Origin of the sequence: Klebsiella sp. 10982, assembly GCF_048589245.1 — a bacterium.
GTDB lineage: Bacteria > Pseudomonadota > Gammaproteobacteria > Enterobacterales > Enterobacteriaceae > Klebsiella > Klebsiella quasivariicola.
This window is the reverse complement of the sequence record NZ_JBMAXV010000029.1, coordinates 54,001-74,590: the sequence shown is the minus strand read 5'-3', so window position 1 is coordinate 74,590 and position 20,590 is coordinate 54,001. Positions and strand designations below refer to the sequence as shown.

At 55.0% G+C, this 20,590-nt stretch carries 19 protein-coding genes; 11 read left to right on the top strand and 8 right to left on the bottom strand.

The features are described from left to right. The first annotated feature begins 142 nt into the window (after window positions 1–142). Complete coding sequence (locus ACKLKD_RS19770; RefSeq protein WP_025711386.1) at window positions 143–844, top strand: FadR/GntR family transcriptional regulator; 702 nt, start codon at window positions 143–145, stop codon at window positions 842–844. 12 nt (window positions 845–856) lie between these two features. After that, window positions 857–2,254: a multidrug transporter subunit MdtD gene (mdtD, locus tag ACKLKD_RS19765; RefSeq protein ID WP_087805739.1), complete on the top strand. Its 1,398-nt coding sequence runs from the start codon at window positions 857–859 to the stop codon at window positions 2,252–2,254. Here the strand turns inward: mdtD and rbsR are convergent. From rbsR to kup, 7 genes are all read right to left on the bottom strand, one after another. Further along, window positions 2,251–3,243 (bottom strand): ribose operon transcriptional repressor RbsR, encoded by a 993-nt coding sequence (gene rbsR, locus ACKLKD_RS19760; RefSeq protein ID WP_012543295.1) that lies wholly within the window; start codon window positions 3,241–3,243, stop codon window positions 2,251–2,253. The two genes, mdtD and rbsR, sit on opposite strands and share 4 nt — an antisense overlap. A gap of 3 nt (window positions 3,244–3,246) precedes the next feature. Next, window positions 3,247–4,176, bottom strand: coding sequence for a ribokinase (gene rbsK, locus ACKLKD_RS19755; protein WP_025711383.1), 930 nt, complete (start codon window positions 4,174–4,176; stop codon window positions 3,247–3,249). Between the two features lie 103 nt (window positions 4,177–4,279). Beyond that, entirely contained in the window at window positions 4,280–5,170 is an 891-nt protein-coding gene (gene rbsB, locus ACKLKD_RS19750; protein ID WP_012969238.1) for a ribose ABC transporter substrate-binding protein RbsB, read from the bottom strand. A gap of 27 nt (window positions 5,171–5,197) precedes the next feature. Then, window positions 5,198–6,163 carry a ribose ABC transporter permease gene (gene rbsC, locus ACKLKD_RS19745; RefSeq protein ID WP_008806709.1) on the bottom strand — a complete coding sequence of 322 codons (966 nt, stop codon included), beginning with the start codon at window positions 6,161–6,163 and terminating at the stop codon, window positions 5,198–5,200. A 5-nt stretch (window positions 6,164–6,168) separates the two neighbouring features. Further along, window positions 6,169–7,674, bottom strand: a complete 1,506-nt coding sequence (gene rbsA, locus ACKLKD_RS19740) for a ribose ABC transporter ATP-binding protein RbsA (RefSeq protein WP_025711382.1) — start codon at window positions 7,672–7,674, stop codon at window positions 6,169–6,171. A gap of 10 nt (window positions 7,675–7,684) precedes the next feature. Further along, window positions 7,685–8,104 carry a D-ribose pyranase gene (gene rbsD, locus ACKLKD_RS19735; protein WP_025711381.1) on the bottom strand — a complete coding sequence of 140 codons (420 nt, stop codon included), beginning with the start codon at window positions 8,102–8,104 and terminating at the stop codon, window positions 7,685–7,687. A 183-nt stretch (window positions 8,105–8,287) separates the two neighbouring features. After that, on the bottom strand, window positions 8,288–10,156 hold the full coding sequence (gene kup / locus ACKLKD_RS19730) for a low affinity potassium transporter Kup (protein WP_025711380.1): 1,869 nt from the start codon (window positions 10,154–10,156) through the stop codon (window positions 8,288–8,290). A 217-nt stretch (window positions 10,157–10,373) separates the two neighbouring features. On the opposite strand from kup, the gene ravA reads away from it, so the two are divergent. Beyond that, window positions 10,374–11,873: an ATPase RavA gene (gene ravA, locus ACKLKD_RS19725; protein ID WP_025711379.1), complete on the top strand. Its 1,500-nt coding sequence runs from the start codon at window positions 10,374–10,376 to the stop codon at window positions 11,871–11,873. Continuing rightward, on the top strand, window positions 11,870–13,318 hold the full coding sequence (gene viaA / locus ACKLKD_RS19720; RefSeq protein ID WP_025711378.1) for an ATPase RavA stimulator ViaA: 1,449 nt from the start codon (window positions 11,870–11,872) through the stop codon (window positions 13,316–13,318). The genes ravA and viaA overlap by 4 nt, the downstream gene beginning before the upstream one ends. A 3-nt stretch (window positions 13,319–13,321) precedes the next feature. On the opposite strand, the gene asnA is transcribed toward viaA, so the two are convergent. Beyond that, complete coding sequence (gene asnA / locus ACKLKD_RS19715; protein WP_025711377.1) at window positions 13,322–14,314, bottom strand: aspartate--ammonia ligase; 993 nt, start codon at window positions 14,312–14,314, stop codon at window positions 13,322–13,324. 151 nt (window positions 14,315–14,465) lie between these two features. On the opposite strand from asnA, the gene asnC reads away from it, so the two are divergent. The 7 genes from asnC (at window position 14,466) to atpE (ending at window position 20,584) form a co-directional block, all read left to right on the top strand. Continuing rightward, window positions 14,466–14,924, top strand: coding sequence for a transcriptional regulator AsnC (gene asnC, locus ACKLKD_RS19710; RefSeq protein WP_002882510.1), 459 nt, complete (start codon window positions 14,466–14,468; stop codon window positions 14,922–14,924). Between the two features lie 99 nt (window positions 14,925–15,023). Then, complete coding sequence (mioC, locus tag ACKLKD_RS19705; protein WP_025711376.1) at window positions 15,024–15,464, top strand: FMN-binding protein MioC; 441 nt, start codon at window positions 15,024–15,026, stop codon at window positions 15,462–15,464. 381 nt (window positions 15,465–15,845) lie between these two features. After that, complete coding sequence (gene mnmG, locus ACKLKD_RS19700; protein ID WP_025711375.1) at window positions 15,846–17,735, top strand: tRNA uridine-5-carboxymethylaminomethyl(34) synthesis enzyme MnmG; 1,890 nt, start codon at window positions 15,846–15,848, stop codon at window positions 17,733–17,735. A gap of 116 nt (window positions 17,736–17,851) precedes the next feature. After that, window positions 17,852–18,475 carry a 16S rRNA (guanine(527)-N(7))-methyltransferase RsmG gene (gene rsmG / locus ACKLKD_RS19695; protein ID WP_025711374.1) on the top strand — a complete coding sequence of 208 codons (624 nt, stop codon included), beginning with the start codon at window positions 17,852–17,854 and terminating at the stop codon, window positions 18,473–18,475. A 616-nt stretch (window positions 18,476–19,091) separates the two neighbouring features. Further along, a complete protein-coding gene (atpI, locus tag ACKLKD_RS19690) occupies window positions 19,092–19,472 on the top strand; it encodes a F0F1 ATP synthase subunit I (protein WP_025711373.1) in 381 nt (126 codons plus the stop codon). Between the two features lie 8 nt (window positions 19,473–19,480). Then, entirely contained in the window at window positions 19,481–20,296 is an 816-nt protein-coding gene (atpB, locus tag ACKLKD_RS19685) for a F0F1 ATP synthase subunit A (RefSeq protein WP_025711372.1), read from the top strand. 48 nt (window positions 20,297–20,344) lie between these two features. Continuing rightward, window positions 20,345–20,584 (top strand): F0F1 ATP synthase subunit C, encoded by a 240-nt coding sequence (atpE, locus tag ACKLKD_RS19680; RefSeq protein WP_000429386.1) that lies wholly within the window; start codon window positions 20,345–20,347, stop codon window positions 20,582–20,584. Window positions 20,585–20,590: the final 6 nt, after the last annotated feature.

Here is a 20,590-nt window from a genome sequence, read left to right as displayed (position 1 = left end):
ACAAAAAAACTTTCCAACCGTCTCTTTTTTCAACAACGCGGCGAGGAAAGTCGCAAAAAACCACCGTTTTGCCGTTTTAACCGACGAAACGAGGCACCTGGTGGCATACTGTTAGAGTAGAGAAAAGAAAGGAACGGCATTTATGTCTTTAAGCGCACAGCAGCTGGCGGCACAAAAGAACATCTCCTGGGTACTGGCCGAGAAGCTTGCCCAAAAAATCCTGACTGGCGAATATCAGCCGGAAAGCATTCTTCCCGGTGAAATGGAGTTGGGGGAGCAGTTTGGCGTAAGTCGTACTGCCGTCCGTGAAGCGGTGAAGACGCTCACGGCGAAAGGCATGTTGTTGCCCCGTCCTCGCATTGGCACCCGGGTGATGCCTCGCAGTAGCTGGAACTTCCTTGATAAAGAGTTGCTCTCCTGGTGGCTAACAGAAGATAACTTTGAAGAGGTGGTGAGCCACTTTCTTGTCATGCGCAGCAGCCTGGAGCCTCAGGCCTGTTTTCTGGCCGCCGCTCACGGTACCGCTGAACAGAAAGCGCAGCTCAATACCTTAATGGAAGAGATGATTGCCTTGAAACGTCATTTTCAGCGCGATCGCTGGATAGAAGTCGATATGGCCTGGCATGAACATATTTATGAAATGAGCGGTAATCCTTTCCTCAGCTCATTCGCCTCTCTGTTTCATTCGGTCTACCACACCTACTTCACATCAATTACGCAAAATGAAGTGGTGAAACTCGATCTCCACCAGGCGATTGTCGATGCCATTCTCAATAGTGATGCGCCTGGCGCCATGCTCGCCTGCCAGGCATTGTTGAACGCCCCTCACCCCGTAAATCAATAACAAGGAATTGGCATGAGCGGAAAAAAAGGGCGCAGCATGGCCGGCCTGCCGTGGATCGCGGCGATGGCCTTCTTTATGCAGGCGCTGGATGCAACCATTCTCAACACCGCCCTCCCGGCTATCGCCCATAGTCTTAACCGTTCTCCCTTAGCAATGCAGTCAGCCATTATCAGCTATACGCTGACGGTGGCGATGCTGATCCCGGTCAGCGGCTGGCTGGCCGATCGCTTCGGCACGCGCCGGGTCTTTATTATTGCTGTTAGCTTGTTCACTTTGGGGTCCCTCGCCTGCGCCCTCTCCAGTTCATTAATGGAGCTGGTCATTTTTCGGGTGATTCAGGGGATCGGCGGAGCGATGATGATGCCGGTGGCGAGGCTGGCGCTGCTGCGCGCCTATCCCCGCAGCGAACTGTTGCCGGTCCTCAACTTTGTCACCATGCCGGGACTGGTGGGACCGATTCTGGGCCCGGTACTCGGCGGGGTATTTGTCACCTGGGCCAGCTGGCATTGGATTTTCCTGATAAACATTCCCATCGGCGTGATTGGCATTCTGTACGCCCGTAAATACATGCCAAATTTCACAACGCCGCGCCGGCGCTTCGATGTAAGCGGTTTTCTGTTATTTGGCTTAAGCCTGGTACTGTTTTCCAGCGGTATTGAACTGTTTGGGGAAAAAATCGTGGCGACATGGTTGGCGCTGGCCGTAATTGCCGTCAGCCTGATACTGCTCCTGGCGTATGTTCGCCACGCGCGCCGCCATCCGGCGCCGCTGATCTCGCTCTCTTTATTTAAGACACATACGTTCTCGGTCGGCATCGCCGGCAACCTCGCCACACGGTTGGGTACCGGCTGTGTACCGTTTCTGATGCCGCTGATGCTGCAGGTTGGCTTCGGCTATCCGGCCATTATCGCCGGCTGTATGATTGCCCCTACCGCTATCGGCTCCATTATTGCGAAATCTACCGTTACCCAGGTGCTGCGCTGGTTTGGCTATCGTAAGACCCTGGTGGGGATCACGGTATTTATTGGCCTCATGATTGCTCAGTTCTCACTGCAGTCACCAGAGATGCCGCTGTGGATGCTTCTTCTGCCACTGTTTGTGCTGGGGATGGCGATGTCCACGCAGTTTACCTCGATGAATACCATTACGCTGGCCGATCTGACGGATGACAATGCCAGCAACGGCAACAGCCTGCTGGCGGTAACCCAGCAGCTTTCAATTAGTCTCGGGGTGGCCATCAGCGCAGCGGTGCTGCGCTTCTATGAAGGTTTTGACAACGCCAGCACGGTACAGCAGTTTCACTACACCTTTATTACCATGGGCGTGATAACCATCATATCGGCGCTAATGTTTATGCTGTTAAGAGCGAAAGATGGCCGCAACCTGATTAGCGAGCGGCACAAACGCTAAGCGGAACCGCGAACCACCAGCTCCGGCGTTAACTGAACGCGCTGCTGTTTTTGCTGCGGATCGGCCATTCGATGGATCAGCACATCGATGGCCAGTTCTCCCAGCTCATCTTTTGGCTGGTGAATGGTGGTCAACGGCGGCGTCATATAGCGTGCCAGTTCAATATCATCGTAGCCCACCAGCGCCATGTCCTGCGGAATGTGCAAACCGGCCTGGTACAACGCCTGATAAGCGCCAACCGCCATGGCATCGTTGCCGACAAACACCGCCTGCGGCCGCTGCGGCAAAGCCAGCAGCTGCTGCATCGCGCTAAACCCGCCGCCAAACTCAAAATCACTGGTCACCACGTATCCGTCGGCAACCGGCAGGCCGCAGCGCGCCATCGCAGCATGGTAACCTTCAAGGCGCAGACGCGCCGGGGTTTTATCCAGCGGGCCGGCAATACAGGCAATGCGCGAATGCCCCTGGTCAATCAGATACTGGGTCGCCATATCGCCGCCAAGCAGCGAGTTATCCTGAATCAGATCGCTATCGCCATCAAAGGGGGCCCAGTCCATCATGACCGTCGGTACCGACGGATAGCGCTGCATGATTTCCGGCGAGGGTTGATGGGTCTCTGTGCACAGCAGCAGTAATCCATCGACGCGTTTTTGCATCAGCGTCTCCAGATTGCGATTCATTCGCTGCTCATCACCTTCTGTATTACAGAGTACAAGACTATAACCCCGCTCAAAACAGCTGCGCTCCACGCCCCGCACCAGCTCCGAATAAAACGGATTGGTACTGGCGGTGATGAGCATGCCGATGGTACGGGTTTGATTAAGCTTGAGGCTACGCGCCAGCGCAGAGGGGGCGTAGTTGAGGCTTTTGATCGCGGCGTCTACTTTGGCGGTAATTGCCTCGCTGACAAAGCGGTCCTTATTGATGACGTGTGACACCGTCGATGTGGAAACGCCCGCGACGCGGGCCACATCTTTCATCGTAGCCAAGCATTACCCCTGTTGCGCTAAAAATTCATCAATCTCTGTGCGCCACGGCACGGACGGCTGCGCGCCTTTGCGGGTCACGGCAATCGCCGCCGCGGCATGGGCAAAGCGGATCGCGTCTGGCAGGGAAGTCCCTTCCAGCAACGCGGTCACCAGCGCGCCGTTAAAGGTATCACCGGCCGCGATAGTATCAATGGCCTGCACCCGAAAGCCCGGGATCCGCCGGCTTTCGCCTTCGGCACTGAGCCAGACGCCGCGGCTGCCAAGGGTGATCATCACGGTGCCAATGCCCTTGGCATGCAACACCCCGGCGGCTTTTGCCGCATCCTCGTCGCTTTCAACGCGAATACCGGTCAGCTTTTCCGCTTCGGTTTCGTTAGGGGTAATGATATCCACCAGCGCCAGTAACTCGTCTGAGAGTTCACGCGCAGGCGCGGGATTCAGCACCACGGTGGTCTGATGGTGATGGGCGATTTTCGCCGCTGCCAGCACGCTCTCCAGCGGTGACTCCAGCTGCATTAACAATGCCTGAGCGCTGGCGATACGTTCTTTTTCCGCCTCCACCTGAGCGACGGAAAGCGCCGCATTGGCGCCGGCATGAATACCGATGACATTCTCACCTTCGGCGTTAACGAAGATTAACGCCACGCCGGTCGCTTCCCCGGCGACCGCGCGCACAGGCGCCACGTCGATTTTATCGCTCGCCAGCTGGCAACGGATACGCTCGCCAATATCGTCATCGCCAGTACAGGCGATAAACGCGATATCCGCTCCGCTGCGCCCGGCGGCCACCGCCTGGTTGGCCCCTTTACCACCGAACGCCACCTGATAATGGTGGCCGGTGACGGTCTCACCCGGCGTCGGGAAAGCGTCAAGGTTAAGAATGTGATCGGCATTGATACTGCCAAGGACGACAAGTTTGCCTGCAGTTTTCATCGTTTCGGTTCCCGGGAAAGCGCGCCACCGGGATCCGGTGGCGCATGCCCTGCTTTTCTTTTTTTATATTGTCCCTCGGACTGTTGCCAGTCCGAATCGCATATTACTGCTTAACGACCAGTTTCAGCTCAACCGGGTAGTTAGCCTCCACTTTTTCGCCCTTCAGTACCTTATCGGCAGTCTCAACGCCTTTCGCGCCGATCTGCTCCGGCAACTGTGCGACGGTCGCCGCCAGTTTGCCACTGTTTACTGCTTTTTCGCCATCCGGAGTGCCGTCAAATCCAACCACCATCACATCGGACTTGCCTGCGGTCTGCAGCGCGCGCAGGGCGCCCAGCGCCATTTCATCATTTTGCGCGAACACTGCCTGAACGTCAGGATGTGCGGTCAGCAGGTTCTGCATCACGTTCAACCCCTTGGTACGGTCGAAATCAGCCGGCTGGCTGGCCAGGACGTTGAACTTGTGCGCCGCCACAGCCTGTTTGAAGCCTTCGCCGCGCTCGCGCGCCGCAGAAGTCCCGGCAATGCCCTGCAGCTCAATGACTTTCGCACTTTCACCCACTTTTTTCGCGATGTAATCGCCAGCCATTTTTCCGCCCTGCACGTTGTCAGACGCAATGTGGCTCACGACATCGCCTTTTGTCGCCTGACGGTCAAGGGTGATGACCGGGATTTTCGCCTGGTTTGCCATCTTCACGGCGTTGCCGACAGCATCAGAGTCGGTTGGGTTGATCAGCAGCAGCTTGGCGCCGCGCACCGTTAAATCCTGGACGTTCGCCAGCTCTTTCGCCGGGTTGTTCTGGGAATCCAGCACCACCAGGTTGTAGCCCAGCTTGTCAGCTTCTTTTTGCGCGCCGTCTTTCAGCGACACGAAGAACGGGTTGTTGAGGGTAGAGATAACCAGAGCGATGGTGTCTTTGGCCATCGCGTTCGCGCTAACGGTCGCACTTAGCGCAACAGCAGAGACCAGGGTCGCCAGTTTTTTCATATTCATAGTTAAGATGTCCTGTAGAGTTCTCAGTTACTGCTTTTTGTTATCTACCAGTACCGCCAGCAAGATCACCACCGCTTTAACGATCATCTGGTAATAGGAAGAAACGCCTAAAAGATTAAGACCATTATTCAGGAAGCCGAGGATCAGCGCGCCTATCAGGGTGCCGACAATCCGCCCTTTGCCACCCGCCAGGCTGGTGCCGCCGAGCACCACCGCCGCAATGGCATCCAGCTCATAGCCTGTCCCGGCCGTCGGCTGCGCAGAGGAGAGGCGCGCCACTTCGATGATCCCGGCCAGCGACGCCAACATACCGCACAAGGCGTAGACGATAATTTTGACTTTATTGACGCTGATCCCGGACAGACGCGTCGCCGCTTCATTACCACCCAGGGCGTAAATATATCGGCCCAGCCGAGTATGGTGCAGCATGTACCAGGCCGCCAGGAAGACAATCGCCATGATCCATACTGGCGTCGGGATCCCCAGCGGGCGCCCGATACCAAACCAGCCAAACAGATCGGCGTTATCGCTAAAGCCGGTGTTGATCGGACTGCCGTTGGTGTACACCATGGTTACGCCGCGCAGCAGCAGCATCATCACCAGAGTGGCGATGAAAGCCTGCACGCGGCCTTTCGCCACAATCACCCCGGTGACTGCGCCAATCGCCGCCCCCAATGCGAGGGCGGCAGCGACCGCCACCAGCGCATTCACCTCAATGCCAACGATCGACGCCGCCACTGCACCGGTGAGCGCCAGCAGGGAACCGACGGACAGGTCGATTCCCGAGGTCAGTATGACCAGCGTCATCCCTACCGCCATGATGGCGTTAACGGAGGTCTGTTGCAGGATATTGAACAGGTTATTGACGGTAAAAAAGTTGGGGCTCATGGTCGACACCACCGCGATCAGCACCAGCAGGGCAATCAGCGATTTTTGCTCCATCAGCCACGCTTTCGTGAAATAACGGCGACCAGTAACAGCCTGGGTAGTCATCTTTTTTACTCCTGATTCACACGGTTAAGCTTGCCCACAGCGGCAGCCATCAATACTTCCTGGGTGGCCTGCTCGCGTGTGAATTCACCGCCGAGATGCCCTTCATGCATCACTATGATGCGATCGCTCATGCCCAACACCTCCGGCATCTCGGAGGAGACCAGAATGATGCTCAGGCCATCGGCTTTGAACTGATTGATGAGCTGGTAGATCTCTTTCTTCGCCCCGACGTCGACGCCGCGGGTCGGTTCATCGAGGATCAGCACCTTTGGTCGGGTCATCAGCCCGCGGGCAATGGCGACCTTTTGCTGGTTGCCGCCGGAAAGCAGGCCGATCGCCTGCTCCATGGACGGCGTTTTCACGTTAAACAGCCGGATGAAATCACTCACCGCCTGCTGCTCATCTTTATGCTTGAGACTACCGCCCGCCCGGCTGAAGTAGCGCAGCGCGGTCAGGGACATGTTTTCTTTGACCGACATCCCGAGTACCAGGCCATCGCGCTTACGGTCTTCGGAGATATAGACAATACCGTTCGCCAGGCCATCCTGCGGCGAGCGGGTAACCACTTCATGGCCATCCAGCGTCACGGCGCCGCTGCTGCGCGGCAGCGCGCCGTACAGCACTTTCATCAGTTCAGTCCGCCCGGCGCCCATCAGCCCGGCAACGCCAAGGATTTCCCCCTGGCGCAGAGTAAAGGTCACGTTTTCCACACCCGGGCCGCAGAGATTATCGACCTTCAGGCGTATCGCGCCCGGCGCCTTATCGAGATGCGGATATTGATCTTCCAGCTTACGGCCAACCATCATTTCGATCAGTCGATCTTCATCCAGCGAGGAGACTTCGCGTTCGGCGATAAACTGCCCGTCGCGGAACACGGTGACGTCGTCGCAAATCTCAAAGATCTCTTTCATACGGTGGGAGATATAGACGATGCCGCGCCCCTGCGACTTCAGTTCGCGGATGACGCGGAACAACGATTCGGTTTCGGTATCGGTCAGCGCATCGGTCGGCTCATCCATAATGATGACCTTCGATTCAAAGCTCAGCACTTTGGCGATCTCCACCATTTGCTGATCGCCAATCGACAGATCGCCCACCAGCTTCTGGCTGTTAAAGCGTAAATTCAGCTTCGCCAGCAGCTTGTCGGCTTCGGCATACATCTGCTTCCAGTCGATTTTGCCAAAACGGTTCACGAACTCACGACCGAGGAAGATGTTCTCGGCGATCGTCAACTGCGGGATCAGGTTCAGTTCCTGGTGAATGATGCCGATCCCGGCTTCCTGGGAGGATTTTGGGCCATTAAAGGTGGTTTCTTTGCCCAACCATAATAAAGCGCCTGCATCGCGGGTATAGATCCCGGTCAGCACTTTCATCATGGTGGATTTACCAGCGCCATTCTCACCCACCAGCGCCATCACCCGGCCGGGGTAAACATTCAGTGAGGCACCGGAGAGCGCCTTGACGCCAGGGAACGCTTTATCGATCCCTTTCAGTTGCAATAAGGCTTCCATGACGGCGACCTCAGAACGTAACGCCGGCACAGAGAATGATATTCGCAAACGGGGAACACTCCCCGCTGCGAATTACCGCCTGACTGTCTGCGGTTTGTTTTTTGAACTGCTCATGACTGGTGTAACGAATTTCAATGGTATTTCCCTGGTGCTGCTGCAGCTGCTCAAGGTGGTTGAGCAACGTCGCGTGGAGCTGCGGATTATGGGTTTTAATCTCTTCCGCGATAACAGCCGCTTCAACCTGCATTTCCGTCGTCACCACTTCCAGTACCTGCATAAAGGAAGGTACGCCCTGGGTTAGCGCCATATCAATGCGCGTGCTGCTGCGGGGAACCGGTAATCCGGCATCGCAGACCACCAGCGTATCGGTGTGGCCCAGGCGGGAGATGACCGCGGAAATATCAGCGTTAAGTACGGTGCCTTTTTTCATTTTCTCTTTTGCTCCACTAGCGAAACGTTTCGCTAAAATAATTATTATCAATGTGTGAGCAGAAAACCATCACAAGAAGAGAGAAATGTGATCGCCATCGAAACGTTTCGCGAGGCAGAGACAGGACGTGACAGCCAGAGTGAGAAACAAAAAGCCCTTCGCAATGGGAGGGCTTTTTTGACATCAGATTTCGACCTGGGTCCCCAGCTCGATAACCCGGTTTGGCGGGATTTCAAACTGATCCGGCGCCCGCAGAGCGTTGCGCTGCAGCAGCAAATACAGTTTGCCGCGCAGACGCAGATACCATGGACGTTTGCCGATAATCAGCGACTCATGGGACATAAAGAATGAGGTTTCCATCATTCGACAGCTCAATCCTTCCAGACCGCAGCGGTGGAAGACCTCTTCGACGTTTGGCGTTTCGCGCCAGCCGTAGCTGGCCACCACCCGCCAGAACGACGGCGACAGTTGCTCAATCTGCACGCGGCGAACGTTATGCACATAAGGCGCATCTTCGGTACGCAGGGTCAGGAGGATCACTCGCTCATGCAGCACCTTGTTGTGTTTCAGGTTATGCAGCAGAGCAAACGGGATCACGTTCAGGGCGCGGGACATATAGACCGCGGTACCCGGCACGCGCACCGGCGGCGACTTCTCCAGCGAAGAGATCATCGCTTCCAGCGAGTTGCCATGCTCATGCATCCGGCGCAGCAGACGGAAACGCTCGCTTTTCCAGGTCGTCATCACCGTAAACATCACCATACCCAGCGATAACGGCAGCCAGCCGCCAGAGACAATCTTATCGAGGTTCGCCGAGAACAGCGGAATATCAATGCACAGGAAGGCCACCAGCATCAGGCCAACAAATAGCTTGTTCCAGTGCCAGTTTTTGCGCGCCACCGTTGCCGACAGAATGGAGGTCAGCACCATGGTGCCCGTTACCGCGATACCATACGCCGCCGCCAGGTTAGATGAGTGCTCGAAACTGACGATAACGATGACTACAGACACGTACAGCAGCCAGTTAATGAACGGAATATAGATCTGCCCGGACTCCATTTCCGAGGTGTGGATGATGCGCATCGGCGACAAATAGCCCAGACGCACTGCCTGACGGGTCAGAGAGAAGACCCCGGAGATCACCGCCTGCGAGGCGATAACCGTCGCCAGCGTGGCGATAATCAGCATCGGGATCAGAGCCCATTCCGGCGCCAACAGGAAGAACGGGTTTTTAATTGCTTCCGGGTGCTTGAGCAGCAGCGCACCCTGACCAAAATAGTTCAACACCAGCGAAGGCAGCACCACGGAGAACCAGGCGACGCGGATCGGTAATTTGCCGAAGTGACCCATATCGGCGTACAGCGCTTCCACCCCGGTAATCGACAGCACCACCGCGCCAAGCGCAATAAAGGAAACGGTCTTGTACTGCAGAAAGAAGTGCACTGCCCAGTAGGGATTCAGCGCCTGCAGAACTTCCGGGTTAGCGTAAATGCTGCGCGCGCCAAGCACCGCCAGCAGCAGGAACCAGACCAGCATAATCGGTGCAAACAGCTTACCGACCATCCCGGTGCCGTGCTTTTGGATCACAAACAGCAGGGTAAGCACGATAATGGAAATAGGGACAATCCAGGTATCCAGCTGTGGGGCGATAATTTCTAACCCCTCTATCGCCGACATAACGGAAATTGCCGGCGTAATCACCACTTCGCCATAGAAGAAACTGCCGCCGATCAGGCCGAGGATCACCAGCACGGAGGTCATTCTGGCCGAGGTATTGCGTCCGGCCAGCGACATCAGTGTTAAGATCCCGCCTTCCCCGGCGTTATCCGCCCGCATCACGAAGGTGATGTATTTAATTGATACGGTAAAGATTAACAGCCAGAAAATTAGCGACAAAAAGCCGAAAACGGCATCGCGCTCAACGCCAAAGCCAAACTGGCCTGACAGGCATTCGCGCAAGGTATACAGTGGACTGGTACCGATATCGCCGTACACCACGCCGATGGCCGCCAGCGTTAACGCCGGCAACGATTGTTTATTATCAGTGCTCATAGACTAGTCTTTTCGTTTATAAAACAAATGTGTGCCTAGTCCCTTGGCCCACAAAAAGCGCACAGTATGCACGATTATTTGCGAAATCGTACCCCTAACAGACACCATATTAACCTGGCTCAAAAAAAATAAATCGATTCTTCAGGCTATTACCGCCCCTGCTCTAACATCTATACTCGACCCAATAACGATACATGACAAAGCACGCAACTCAATTATGGCTCAAACACATTTACTGGCTGAAAGAATTTCCCGGCTCAGCGCGGCACTCGAAAAAGGACTCTTTGAACGCAGTCATGCGATACGCCTCTGCCTGCTGGCGGCGCTCAGCGGCGAGAGCGTTTTTTTGCTCGGCCCACCGGGGATCGCCAAAAGCCTGATTGCCCGCCGCCTCAAATTCGCCTTCCAGCAGGCGCGCGCTTTTGAATACTTGATGACCCGCTTCTCCACCCCGGAAGAAGTTTTTGGGCCACTGTCCATTCAGGCACTGAAGGATGAAGGCCGTTACGAACGTTTAACCGCCGGCTACCTGCCGGAAGCCGAAATCGTCTTTCTCGATGAAATATGGAAAGCGGGTCCGGCGATCCTCAACACCCTGCTGACGGCGATTAACGAACGTCACTTCCGCAATGGGGCGCACGAAGAGAAAATCCCGATGCGCCTGCTGGTGGCCGCGTCGAACGAACTCCCCGAAGCCGACAGCAGTCTGGAAGCGCTGTATGACCGAATGCTGATCCGTCTGTGGCTTGATAAAGTGCAGGATAAAGGTAATTTCCGTTCAATGCTGGTCAGCCAGCAGGATGAAAACAGCAATCCGGTCCCCAGCGCGCTGCAGGTTAGCGACGAAGAGTTTACCCAATGGCAGCAGCAGATCGGCAATATCAAACTGCCAGACGCGGTGTTTGAGCTGATATTCCAGCTCCGCCAGCAGCTGGATGCCCTGCCAAATGCGCCGTACGTCTCGGATCGCCGCTGGAAAAAGGCCATTCGCCTGCTGCAGGCCAGCGCCTTCTTCAGCGGGCGCGACAGCATCGCGCCGATAGATCTGATCCTGCTGAAAGATTGTCTGTGGCACAACGTCGAGAGCATGAACCTGATGTCGCAGCAGCTGGAAACGCTAATGACCTGTCACGCCTGGCAACAGCAGGCGATGCTGACGCGGCTGGGGGCCATTGTCCAGCGACGCATTCAGATCCAACAGCAGCAAAGCGACAAAACGGCGCTGAAGGTCACCCGCCTTGGCGGGATGTTTAGCCGCAAACCGCATTATGAATTGCCGGCGGAGATCCAGGGGACCACCCTGACGCTGCTGCTGCAGCAGCCGCTCAAACTTCACGATATGGAAGTGATCCACATTACTTTTGAACGCGAGGCGTTAGCCAACTGGCTGGAAAAGGGCGGTGAGATCCGCGGTAAGCTCAACGGGATCGGCTTTGCCCAACTGCTCAATATGGATGTCGACACCAGCCAGCACCTGGTCGTCCGCGACGTCAGCCTGCAGGGCTCACGCCTCGCGCTGCCCGGTAGCGCATCGCAGGAGAACATGCCGGCGGAAATTCGCCAACAGCTGGAGGCGCTCGATGATGAGTGGCACCAGCAACACAACCGCTTCAGCGAGCAGCAAAAGTGTCTGTTTATCCCGGTCGAGTGGCTGGGAAGAATTGAAGCCAGCCTGCAGGATGTCGGGGCGCAGATTAAACAGGCGAAGCAGCCATGACGCTCGATATGCTGAATGTCATGCTGGCAGTCAGCGAAGAGGGAATGATCGAGGAGATGCTGCTGGCGCTGCTGGCCTCTCCTCAGCTGGCGATTTTCTTTGAAAAATTTCCCCGGCTGAAAAATATCATCGCGGCGGATATTCCGCGCTGGCGGGAAGCCGTTCGCGCCCGTTTAAAAGAGGTTAACATCCCGCCGGATCTGGACGCCGAAGTGCAGACCTATCAGCAGGCTCAGCTGCTTTCTACCTCGCAGTTTATCGTCCAGCTTCCGCAGATCCTCGGCAAACTGCACCAGCTCCAGTCCCCTTTTGCCGCCCAGGCGCAGAAGCTGGTGGACGACAATGCCACCTTTACCCCAGCGCTGCATACGCTGTTTTTACAGCGCTGGCGCCTGAGCCTGGTGGTGCAAGCCACCAGCCTTAACCAGCAGCTGCTGGATGAGGAGCGTGACCAGTTGCTCAGTGAAGTCCAGGAACGCATGACGCTCAGCGGCCAGCTCGATCCGGTGCTGGCGGACAATGACACCGCCGCCGGACGCCTGTGGGACATGAGCGCTGGTGAACTCAAACGTGGCGACTATCAGCTGATCGTGCGCTATGGCGATTTTCTCAACCAGCAACCGGAGCTACTGCAGCTGGCGGAACAGCTGGGGCGTTCACGGGAAGCGAAATCCGTCCCGAAAAAAGACGCGCCGATGGAGACCTTCCGCAGCCTGGTACGCGAGCCGGCGACGGTGCCGGAACAGGTCGACGGACTCCAGCAAAGCGATGATATTCTGCGCCTGCTGCCGCCGGAGCTGGCGACGCTCGGCATCACGGAGCTGGAGTTTGAATTTTATCGCAAGCTGGTGGAGAAGCAGCTGCTCACTTACCGCCTGCACGGCGACGCCTGGCGCGAGAAAATCACCGAACGCCCGGTGACGCGCCAGGATTTTGATGAACAACCGCGCGGGCCGTTTATTGTCTGCGTCGACACCTCAGGATCGATGGGCGGTTTTAACGAACAGTGCGCCAAAGCTTTTTGTCTGGCCCTGATGCGCGTCGCGCTGGCCGATAACCGCCGCTGCTTTATTATGCTGTTCTCCAGCGAAGTGGTGCATTACGAGCTGACCAGCGAGAGCGGTTTGGAACAGGCGATCCGCTTCCTGAGCCAGCGCTTTCGCGGCGGCACGGATCTGGCCAGCTGTTTTCGCGCCATTATTGAACGTCTGCAAAACCCGCAATGGGTGGATGCCGATGCTGTCGTGATCTCTGACTTTATTGCCCAGCGGTTGCCGGATGAGGTGATTACTCAGGTGGGAGAGCTACAGCGCAAGCATCAGCACCGTTTTCACGCGGTGGCGATGTCGGTACATGGCAAGCCCGGTATCATGCGTATCTTCGATCATATCTGGCGCTTTGATACCGGGTTGCGTAGCCGCCTGCTGCGACGCTGGCGGCGCTAATCGTTACAGCAGCGCGGAAACGCTTTCGCGAACCTGCGCCGGCCAGACACCACACTGCACCTGGCCGATATGATCAAGCTGCAGCAGCAGCATCGTCAAACGTGACTGGCCAATGCCGCCGCCGATAGTCTGCGGCATCTCACCACGCAACAGCGCCTGGTGCCACTCCAGTTTCAGGCGATCTTCATCAGCAGTCAGCGCCAGCTGACGTTTCAGCGCTTCGGCGTCAACGCGGATCCCCATTGAAGAGATCTCAAACGCATCCTCCAGCACCGGGTTCCACACCAGGATATCGCCGTTCAGACCGGCAAAACCTTCAGCAACCTCTGTACTCCAGTCATCATAATCCGGCGCACGGACGTCGTGGCGCTTGCCATCAGACAGTTTTCCACCGATACCGATTAAGAAGACGGCGCCCAGCTCTTTGGCAATCGCCCGCTCGCGGCCTTTAGCATCGAGCTCCGGATAGCGGCTCAGCAGCTCCTGGCTGTGAACAAAATGGATCTGTTCCGGCAGGAACGGCGTCAGGCCAAACTCCTGGCTGACCGCCAGCTCGGTGGCTTTGATCCCGGCGTAGATCGCCTCGACGGTTGCCTTCAGGGTGCCAACGTGGCGCTCTTCATCCCCCATCACGCGCTCCCAGTCCCACTGGTCAACATACACGGAATGGATCGGCGTCAGACGGTCTTCATCGGGGCGAAGGGCCTTCATGTGCGTGTACAGCCCTTCGCCCGCGCTGAAGTCGTGTTGTCCCAGGGTTTGACGCTTCCACTTCGCCAGCGAATGAACCACTTCGAACTGAGCGTCGGGCAGTGTTTTCACTTTTACCTGAACCGCTTTTTCGCTGCCGGACAAGTTATCCTGCGTCCCGTCCCCCACGCGGCTTAAGATTGGCGCCTGGACTTCAATCAGGCCAAGCTTCTCTTCCAGCTGACGGGAAAAGTGGGATTTAACGAAACTGATCTGGCGTTGTTTTGCGATATATGCGGTTTTCATTTTTATGACTCCTGCGTCCTGTTGCCATTGATTAAGCAACAAAACAGGCCACCAATACAATAATCAATCAATAAAAAGCCACATCGACTTTTAATTCATCAAAATAAGGCGCTAAAATAGTAAGAACCCTCAAACTTCATAAGAAAAAGATATGGAAAATTATCAGATCGACAATCTGGACCGCGGCATTCTCGATGCGCTGATGGCCAACGCCCGTACTGCCTATGCGGAACTGGCCAAACAGTTCAGCGTCAGCCCGGGCACCATTCACGTACGCGTCGAAAAGATGAAGCAGGCGGGCATCATTACGGGGGCGCGCATTGACGTCAGCCCCAAGCAGCTGGGCTATGACGTCGGCTGTTTTATCGGCATTATCCTCAAGAGCGCCAAAGACTATCCTTCTGCCCTTGCCCGTCTGGAAAGTCTGGAGGAGGTGACCGAGGCTTACTACACCACCGGCCATTACAGCATCTTTATTAAGGTAATGTGTAAATCCATCGATGCCCTGCAGCAGGTACTTATCAACAAGATCCAAACAATCGATGAAATTCAGTCCACCGAAACCCTGATCGTGTTGCAGAACCCGATCATGCGCACCATCAAGCCCTGATCGCTTTTTTTAATCCCACATTTTTCCACAGGTAGATCCCAGCTCGCTCACAGCGTACAATACGCCACTCTGAACAGTTGAGCGGGCGATCAGCGATCTATGGCAGACATTACACTTATCAGCGGCAGCACCCTGGGCAGTGCGGAATATGTAGCAGAACATCTGGCGGAAAAGCTGGAAGAAGCGGGCTACAGCACTGACATCCAGCACGGTCCGCTGGTGGACGATCTGCAGGCGCAAGGGATCTGGTTAGTGATCTCTTCCACCCATGGCGCCGGGGATATTCCCGACAACCTGGTTCCCTTCTACGACGCGCTGCAGGAGAAGCAGGCCGATCTCTCCGCCGTGCGCTTTGGCGCCATCGGCATCGGCAGCCGCGAATACGACACCTTTTGCGGCGCGATCGATAAATTAGAAGCCGCGCTGAAGGACTGCGGGGCAAAACAGATCGGTGAGACGCTGAAGATCAACGTTCTGGAACACGAAATTCCGGAGGATCCGGCGGAAATCTGGCTGGGATCCTGGAAAAATTTGCTCTGAGAATTGTAAAGATCGTCCGATCTTCTGTGGATAACCATGCTTAAAAGCTTGGATCAACCGGTAGTTATCCAAAGAATAACCGTAGTATGGTTTTTGTGCTGTGCATAACCCTTCATTCTGATCCCAGCTTATACGGACCAGGATCACCGATCATTCACAGATAGTGATCCTTCTTAAGCTTTTGATCTTACTTCGCGGATCCGACTTATCCACAAAGAGAGTCGATCCTAATAAGAGATCACAATAGAACAGATCTCTATATAAAGATCTTCTTTTTAATACTCAGGATCCCGGAGTCTTTCTCGAAAGCCTAAAGTTGAGTAGAATCCACGGCCCGGGCTTCAATCCATTTTCATACCGCTTTATGCGAGGCAGACCACCATGTTTTATCAGGATCCTTTTGACGTCATTATCATTGGCGGGGGTCATGCAGGCACTGAGGCCGCAATGGCCGCAGCGCGTATGGGTCAACAGACCCTGCTTTTGACACACAATATCGACACGCTGGGGCAGATGAGCTGCAACCCGGCGATTGGCGGCATTGGGAAAGGACACCTGGTAAAAGAAGTGGACGCGCTCGGCGGTCTGATGGCCAAAGCGATCGATCAGGCGGGTATTCAGTTTAGGATACTAAACGCCAGCAAAGGGCCCGCAGTGCGCGCCACACGCGCCCAGGCTGACCGCGTGCTATATCGCCAGGCAGTGCGTACTGCACTGGAGAACCAGCCTAATCTGATGATCTTCCAGCAGGCGGTGGAAGATCTGATTGTCGAAAACGATCGTGTTGTGGGCGCCGTCACCCAGATGGGCCTCAAATTCCGTGCAAAAGCAGTGGTACTGACCGTCGGGACCTTCCTTGATGGTAAAATTCATATTGGTCTGGATAACTACAGCGGCGGCCGTGCTGGCGATCCGCCGTCTATCCCGCTGTCTCGTCGTCTGCGTGAATTGCCGCTGCGCGTAAGCCGCCTGAAAACCGGTACGCCGCCGCGTATTGACGCGCGCACCATTGATTTCAGCGTACTGGCGCAACAGCACGGCGATAATCCTATGCCGGTCTTCTCGTTTATGGGATCTGCGGATCAACACCCGCGCCAGGTGCCGTGTTACATCACGCACACCAATGAGAAAACCCATGATGTGATCCGCAATAACCTCGATCGCAGCCCCATGTACGCCGGGGTGATCGAAGGGATCGGCCCACGCTACTGCCCGTCGATCGAAGACAAAGTCATGCGCTTTGCCGATCGCAATCAGCACCAAATCTTCCTTGAACCGGAAGGCCTGACTTCAAACGAAATTTATCCGAACGGTATCTCCACCAGCCTGCCGTTTGATGTGCAAATGCAAATCGTCCGCTCGATGCAGGGGATGGAGAACGCACGGATCGTCCGTCCTGGCTACGCCATTGAGTACGATTTCTTCGACCCGCGCGATCTGAAGCCGACGCTTGAGAGTAAATTCATTCAGGGTCTGTTCTTTGCCGGACAGATCAACGGTACCACCGGTTATGAAGAAGCGGCTGCTCAGGGTCTGCTGGCTGGTCTTAACGCCGCCCGCTTCTCTGCGGAAAAAGAGGGCTGGGCGCCGCGTCGCGATCAGGCTTACCTCGGCGTGCTGGTGGACGACCTGTGTACTCTGGGTACCAAAGAACCGTACCGCATGTTCACCTCGCGTGCCGAATATCGTCTGATGTTGCGTGAAGACAACGCCGACCTGCGTCTGACCGAAAAAGGTCGCGAGCTGGGTCTGGTGGATGACGAACGCTGGGCGCGCTATAACGAGAAGCTGGAAAGCATTGAACGTGAACGTCAGCGTCTGAAATCCACCTGGGTGAACCCGCAGGCAGAAAGCGCCGCCGAAGTGAACGTTCACCTGACCGCGCCGTTGTCGCGTGAAGCCAGCGGTGAAGATCTGCTGCGCCGTCCGGAAATGACCTATGAGCAGCTGGTTCGTCTTTCGCCGTTCGCGCCGGGTCTGCAGGATCAGCAGGCGGCTGAACAGGTTGAGATCCAGGTGAAATATGAAGGTTATATCGCGCGCCAGCAGGATGAGATCGAGAAACAGCAGCGCAACGAGAACACTTTACTGCCGGCTACGCTCGACTATCGCCAGGTTACCGGGTTGTCAAACGAGGTGATCGCCAAACTGAACGACCATAAACCGTCGTCGATAGGGCAGGCGTCACGTATTTCCGGGATCACCCCGGCAGCGATCTCTATTTTGCTGGTTTGGCTGAAAAAGCAGGGCATGCTGCGCCGCAGCGCCTGATTGCGGTAGCCTGCCAGCGCTGATTTCCCAGTTGCATAATCGGCGTTCGCCTTTATCATTCATAGCCCGGTAAGCGTTAGCGCCTCCGGGCTCATTATTTTTTGAAGGGATTTACCGTGCTCAACAAACTTTCTCGTCTGCTGGATGAAGCGGGTATTTCGCTCACCGATCACCAGAAAAATCAGCTGGTGGCTTACGTCGGGCTGCTCGATAAGTGGAACAAGGCCTATAACCTGACTTCCGTTCGCGATCCGAATGAGATGTTAGTGCGTCACATCCTCGACAGCATCATCGTGGCGCCTTACCTGCAGGGCTCGCGCTTTATCGATGTTGGGACCGGACCGGGGCTTCCTGGCATTCCGCTGGCCATCGTGCGCCCGGAGTCGCATTTCACCCTGCTGGACAGTCTCGGCAAGCGTGTGCGCTTCCTGCGCCAGGTACAGCATGAGCTTAAGCTGGCTAACGTCACCCCGGTGCAGAGCCGCGTGGAAGCCTTCCCCGCCGAGCCGCCGTTTGACGGTGTGATAAGCCGCGCTTTCGCGTCGCTCAATGATATGGTGAGCTGGTGCCACCATCTGCCGGCAGAGAACGGTCATTTTTATGCGCTCAAAGGGTTAGCGCAAAAAGAAGAGATGGAAAATCTGCCGGAAGGGTATGCCATTGCCGAGGTGATCGCGCTGCATGTTCCTCAGCTGGAAGGGGAGCGACACCTGGTGGTGATTACGCCAAAATCGCGTTAATTTTTATCAAAAAATGTGGAAAAAATGTGGCCCAAGCATGTTACAAAAATAAAAGTCACTCCCTGATATTATCGGGCTGCATTTAACCTTGTTTTTACTATGGCTTTTCTTGCGGTTAACTTTAGCTAAGTGATTCACTGACAAAATAGTCAACTTTGAAAATATCAGGGTGCTAAAAATCGACAATGATGAGCAGCATAGTGATGTTAAATTATTATTATAAATGTCAATAAAAGGTTTTTATTGTATGTGGGGTTGTTTTAGATAATGTCCTCACTTTTTATCTTGAATATCAAAAACATGAAAAATAGTGTTTTATGTCCTTGATTCATTAAAGGGCGCTTGAAATGTTTATTATGTGATCTAATGCACGCTTTAATTGCCGTGTTTCCACGTTATTTGCAGTTTTGTATGACCGCTCACAGAACGCTGAAATGCGCGGAAAGTTGGCCGTTGGAAAATAATTAAACATTTATTCACTATTTTGCTACTTATTGTTTGAAATCACGGGGCGTCACCGTATAATTTGTCCGCTTTTTGATGCTTGACTCTTCGTCTTAAAGGACGTTTTATACGACACGCGACATACCTCAAAGGGAGCAGGAGTAAAAACGTGATGTCAGTGTCGCTCTTGAGTCGAAACGTTGCTCGCAAGCTTCTGTTTATTCAGTTACTGGCCGTAATAGCAAGTGGACTGCTGTTCAGCCTCAAAGACCCCTTCTGGGGCATTTCCGCAATATGCGGCGGTTTGGCAGTGGTTTTGCCAAACCTGATGTTTATGATTTTTGCCTGGCGTCATCAGGCGCATACACCAGCAAAAGGCCGTGTGGCCTGGACCTTCGCCTTCGGTGAAGCCTTCAAGGTGTTGCTAACCTTCGCCCTTCTGGCGATGGCGCTGGCCGTTTTAAAAGTGGTATTTTTGCCGCTGATCGTGACGTGGGTTTTGGTGCTGGTGGTACAAGTTCTGGCGCCAGCTGTAATCAACAACAAAGGGTAAAAGGCATCATGGCTTCAGAAAATATGACGCCGCAGGAATACATAGGTCATCATCTGAACAACCTTCAGATTGACCTGCGTACTTTCTCGCTGGTGGATCCGCACAACCCCCCGGCCACCTTCTGGACGCTCAACATTGACTCCATGTTTTTCTCGGTGGTTCTCGGTCTGCTGTTCCTGGCCATGTTCCGTAGCGTTGCCAAAAAAGCAACCAGCGGTGTACCAGGGAAATTCCAAACCTTCATTGAGATGATCATCGGCTTCGTCCATGGCAGCGTCAAAGACATGTACCATGGCAAGAGCAAGGTCATCGCGCCGCTGGCGCTTACTGTGTTCGTCTGGGTCTTCCTGATGAACCTGATGGACCTGCTGCCAATCGACCTGATTCCTTACATCGGCGAACACATTTTCGGCCTGCCTGCACTGCGCGTGGTTCCGTCTGCTGACGTGAACATCACCCTGTCGATGGCGCTTGGCGTGTTCATCCTGATTATTTTCTACAGCATCAAAATGAAAGGCGTAGGTGGGTTCGTTAAAGAACTGACCATGCAGCCGTTCAATCACTGGGCGTTCATTCCTGTCAACTTAATCCTTGAAGGGGTAAGCCTGCTGTCCAAACCGGTTTCTCTCGGTCTGCGACTGTTCGGCAACATGTATGCCGGTGAGCTGATTTTCATTCTGATTGCTGGTCTGTTGCCGTGGTGGTCACAGTGGGTTCTGAATGTGCCTTGGGCCATTTTCCACATCCTGATTATTACGCTGCAAGCCTTCATCTTCATGGTTCTGACGATTGTCTATCTGTCGATGGCATCTGAAGAGCATTGATTTTTACCAACACTACTACGTTTTAACTGAAACAAACTGGAGACTGTCATGGAAAACCTGAATATGGATCTGCTGTACATGGCTGCCGCTGTGATGATGGGTCTGGCGGCAATCGGTGCTGCGATCGGTATCGGCATCCTCGGGGGTAAATTCCTGGAAGGCGCAGCGCGTCAGCCGGATCTGATTCCTCTGCTGCGTACTCAGTTCTTTATCGTTATGGGTCTGGTGGATGCTATCCCGATGATCGCTGTAGGTCTGGGTCTGTACGTGATGTTCGCCGTCGCGTAGTAAGTT

Coding starts and splice junctions, on each gene's coding strand:
- ACKLKD_RS19770 (WP_025711386.1), top strand. CDS start 143: ATGTCTTTAAGCGCACAGCAGCTGGCGGCACAAAAGAACATCTCCTGG.
- mdtD (WP_087805739.1), top strand. CDS start 857: ATGAGCGGAAAAAAAGGGCGCAGCATGGCCGGCCTGCCGTGGATCGCG.
- rbsK (WP_025711383.1), bottom strand. CDS start 4,176: ATGAAAACTGCAGGCAAACTTGTCGTCCTTGGCAGTATCAATGCCGAT.
- rbsB (WP_012969238.1), bottom strand. CDS start 5,170: ATGAATATGAAAAAACTGGCGACCCTGGTCTCTGCTGTTGCGCTAAGT.
- rbsC (WP_008806709.1), bottom strand. CDS start 6,163: ATGACTACCCAGGCTGTTACTGGTCGCCGTTATTTCACGAAAGCGTGG.
- rbsA (WP_025711382.1), bottom strand. CDS start 7,674: ATGGAAGCCTTATTGCAACTGAAAGGGATCGATAAAGCGTTCCCTGGC.
- rbsD (WP_025711381.1), bottom strand. CDS start 8,104: ATGAAAAAAGGCACCGTACTTAACGCTGATATTTCCGCGGTCATCTCC.
- kup (WP_025711380.1), bottom strand. CDS start 10,156: ATGAGCACTGATAATAAACAATCGTTGCCGGCGTTAACGCTGGCGGCC.
- ravA (WP_025711379.1), top strand. CDS start 10,374: ATGGCTCAAACACATTTACTGGCTGAAAGAATTTCCCGGCTCAGCGCG.
- viaA (WP_025711378.1), top strand. CDS start 11,870: ATGACGCTCGATATGCTGAATGTCATGCTGGCAGTCAGCGAAGAGGGA.
- asnA (WP_025711377.1), bottom strand. CDS start 14,314: ATGAAAACCGCATATATCGCAAAACAACGCCAGATCAGTTTCGTTAAA.
- asnC (WP_002882510.1), top strand. CDS start 14,466: ATGGAAAATTATCAGATCGACAATCTGGACCGCGGCATTCTCGATGCG.
- mioC (WP_025711376.1), top strand. CDS start 15,024: ATGGCAGACATTACACTTATCAGCGGCAGCACCCTGGGCAGTGCGGAA.
- mnmG (WP_025711375.1), top strand. CDS start 15,846: ATGTTTTATCAGGATCCTTTTGACGTCATTATCATTGGCGGGGGTCAT.
- atpI (WP_025711373.1), top strand. CDS start 19,092: ATGTCAGTGTCGCTCTTGAGTCGAAACGTTGCTCGCAAGCTTCTGTTT.
- atpB (WP_025711372.1), top strand. CDS start 19,481: ATGGCTTCAGAAAATATGACGCCGCAGGAATACATAGGTCATCATCTG.
- atpE (WP_000429386.1), top strand. CDS start 20,345: ATGGAAAACCTGAATATGGATCTGCTGTACATGGCTGCCGCTGTGATG.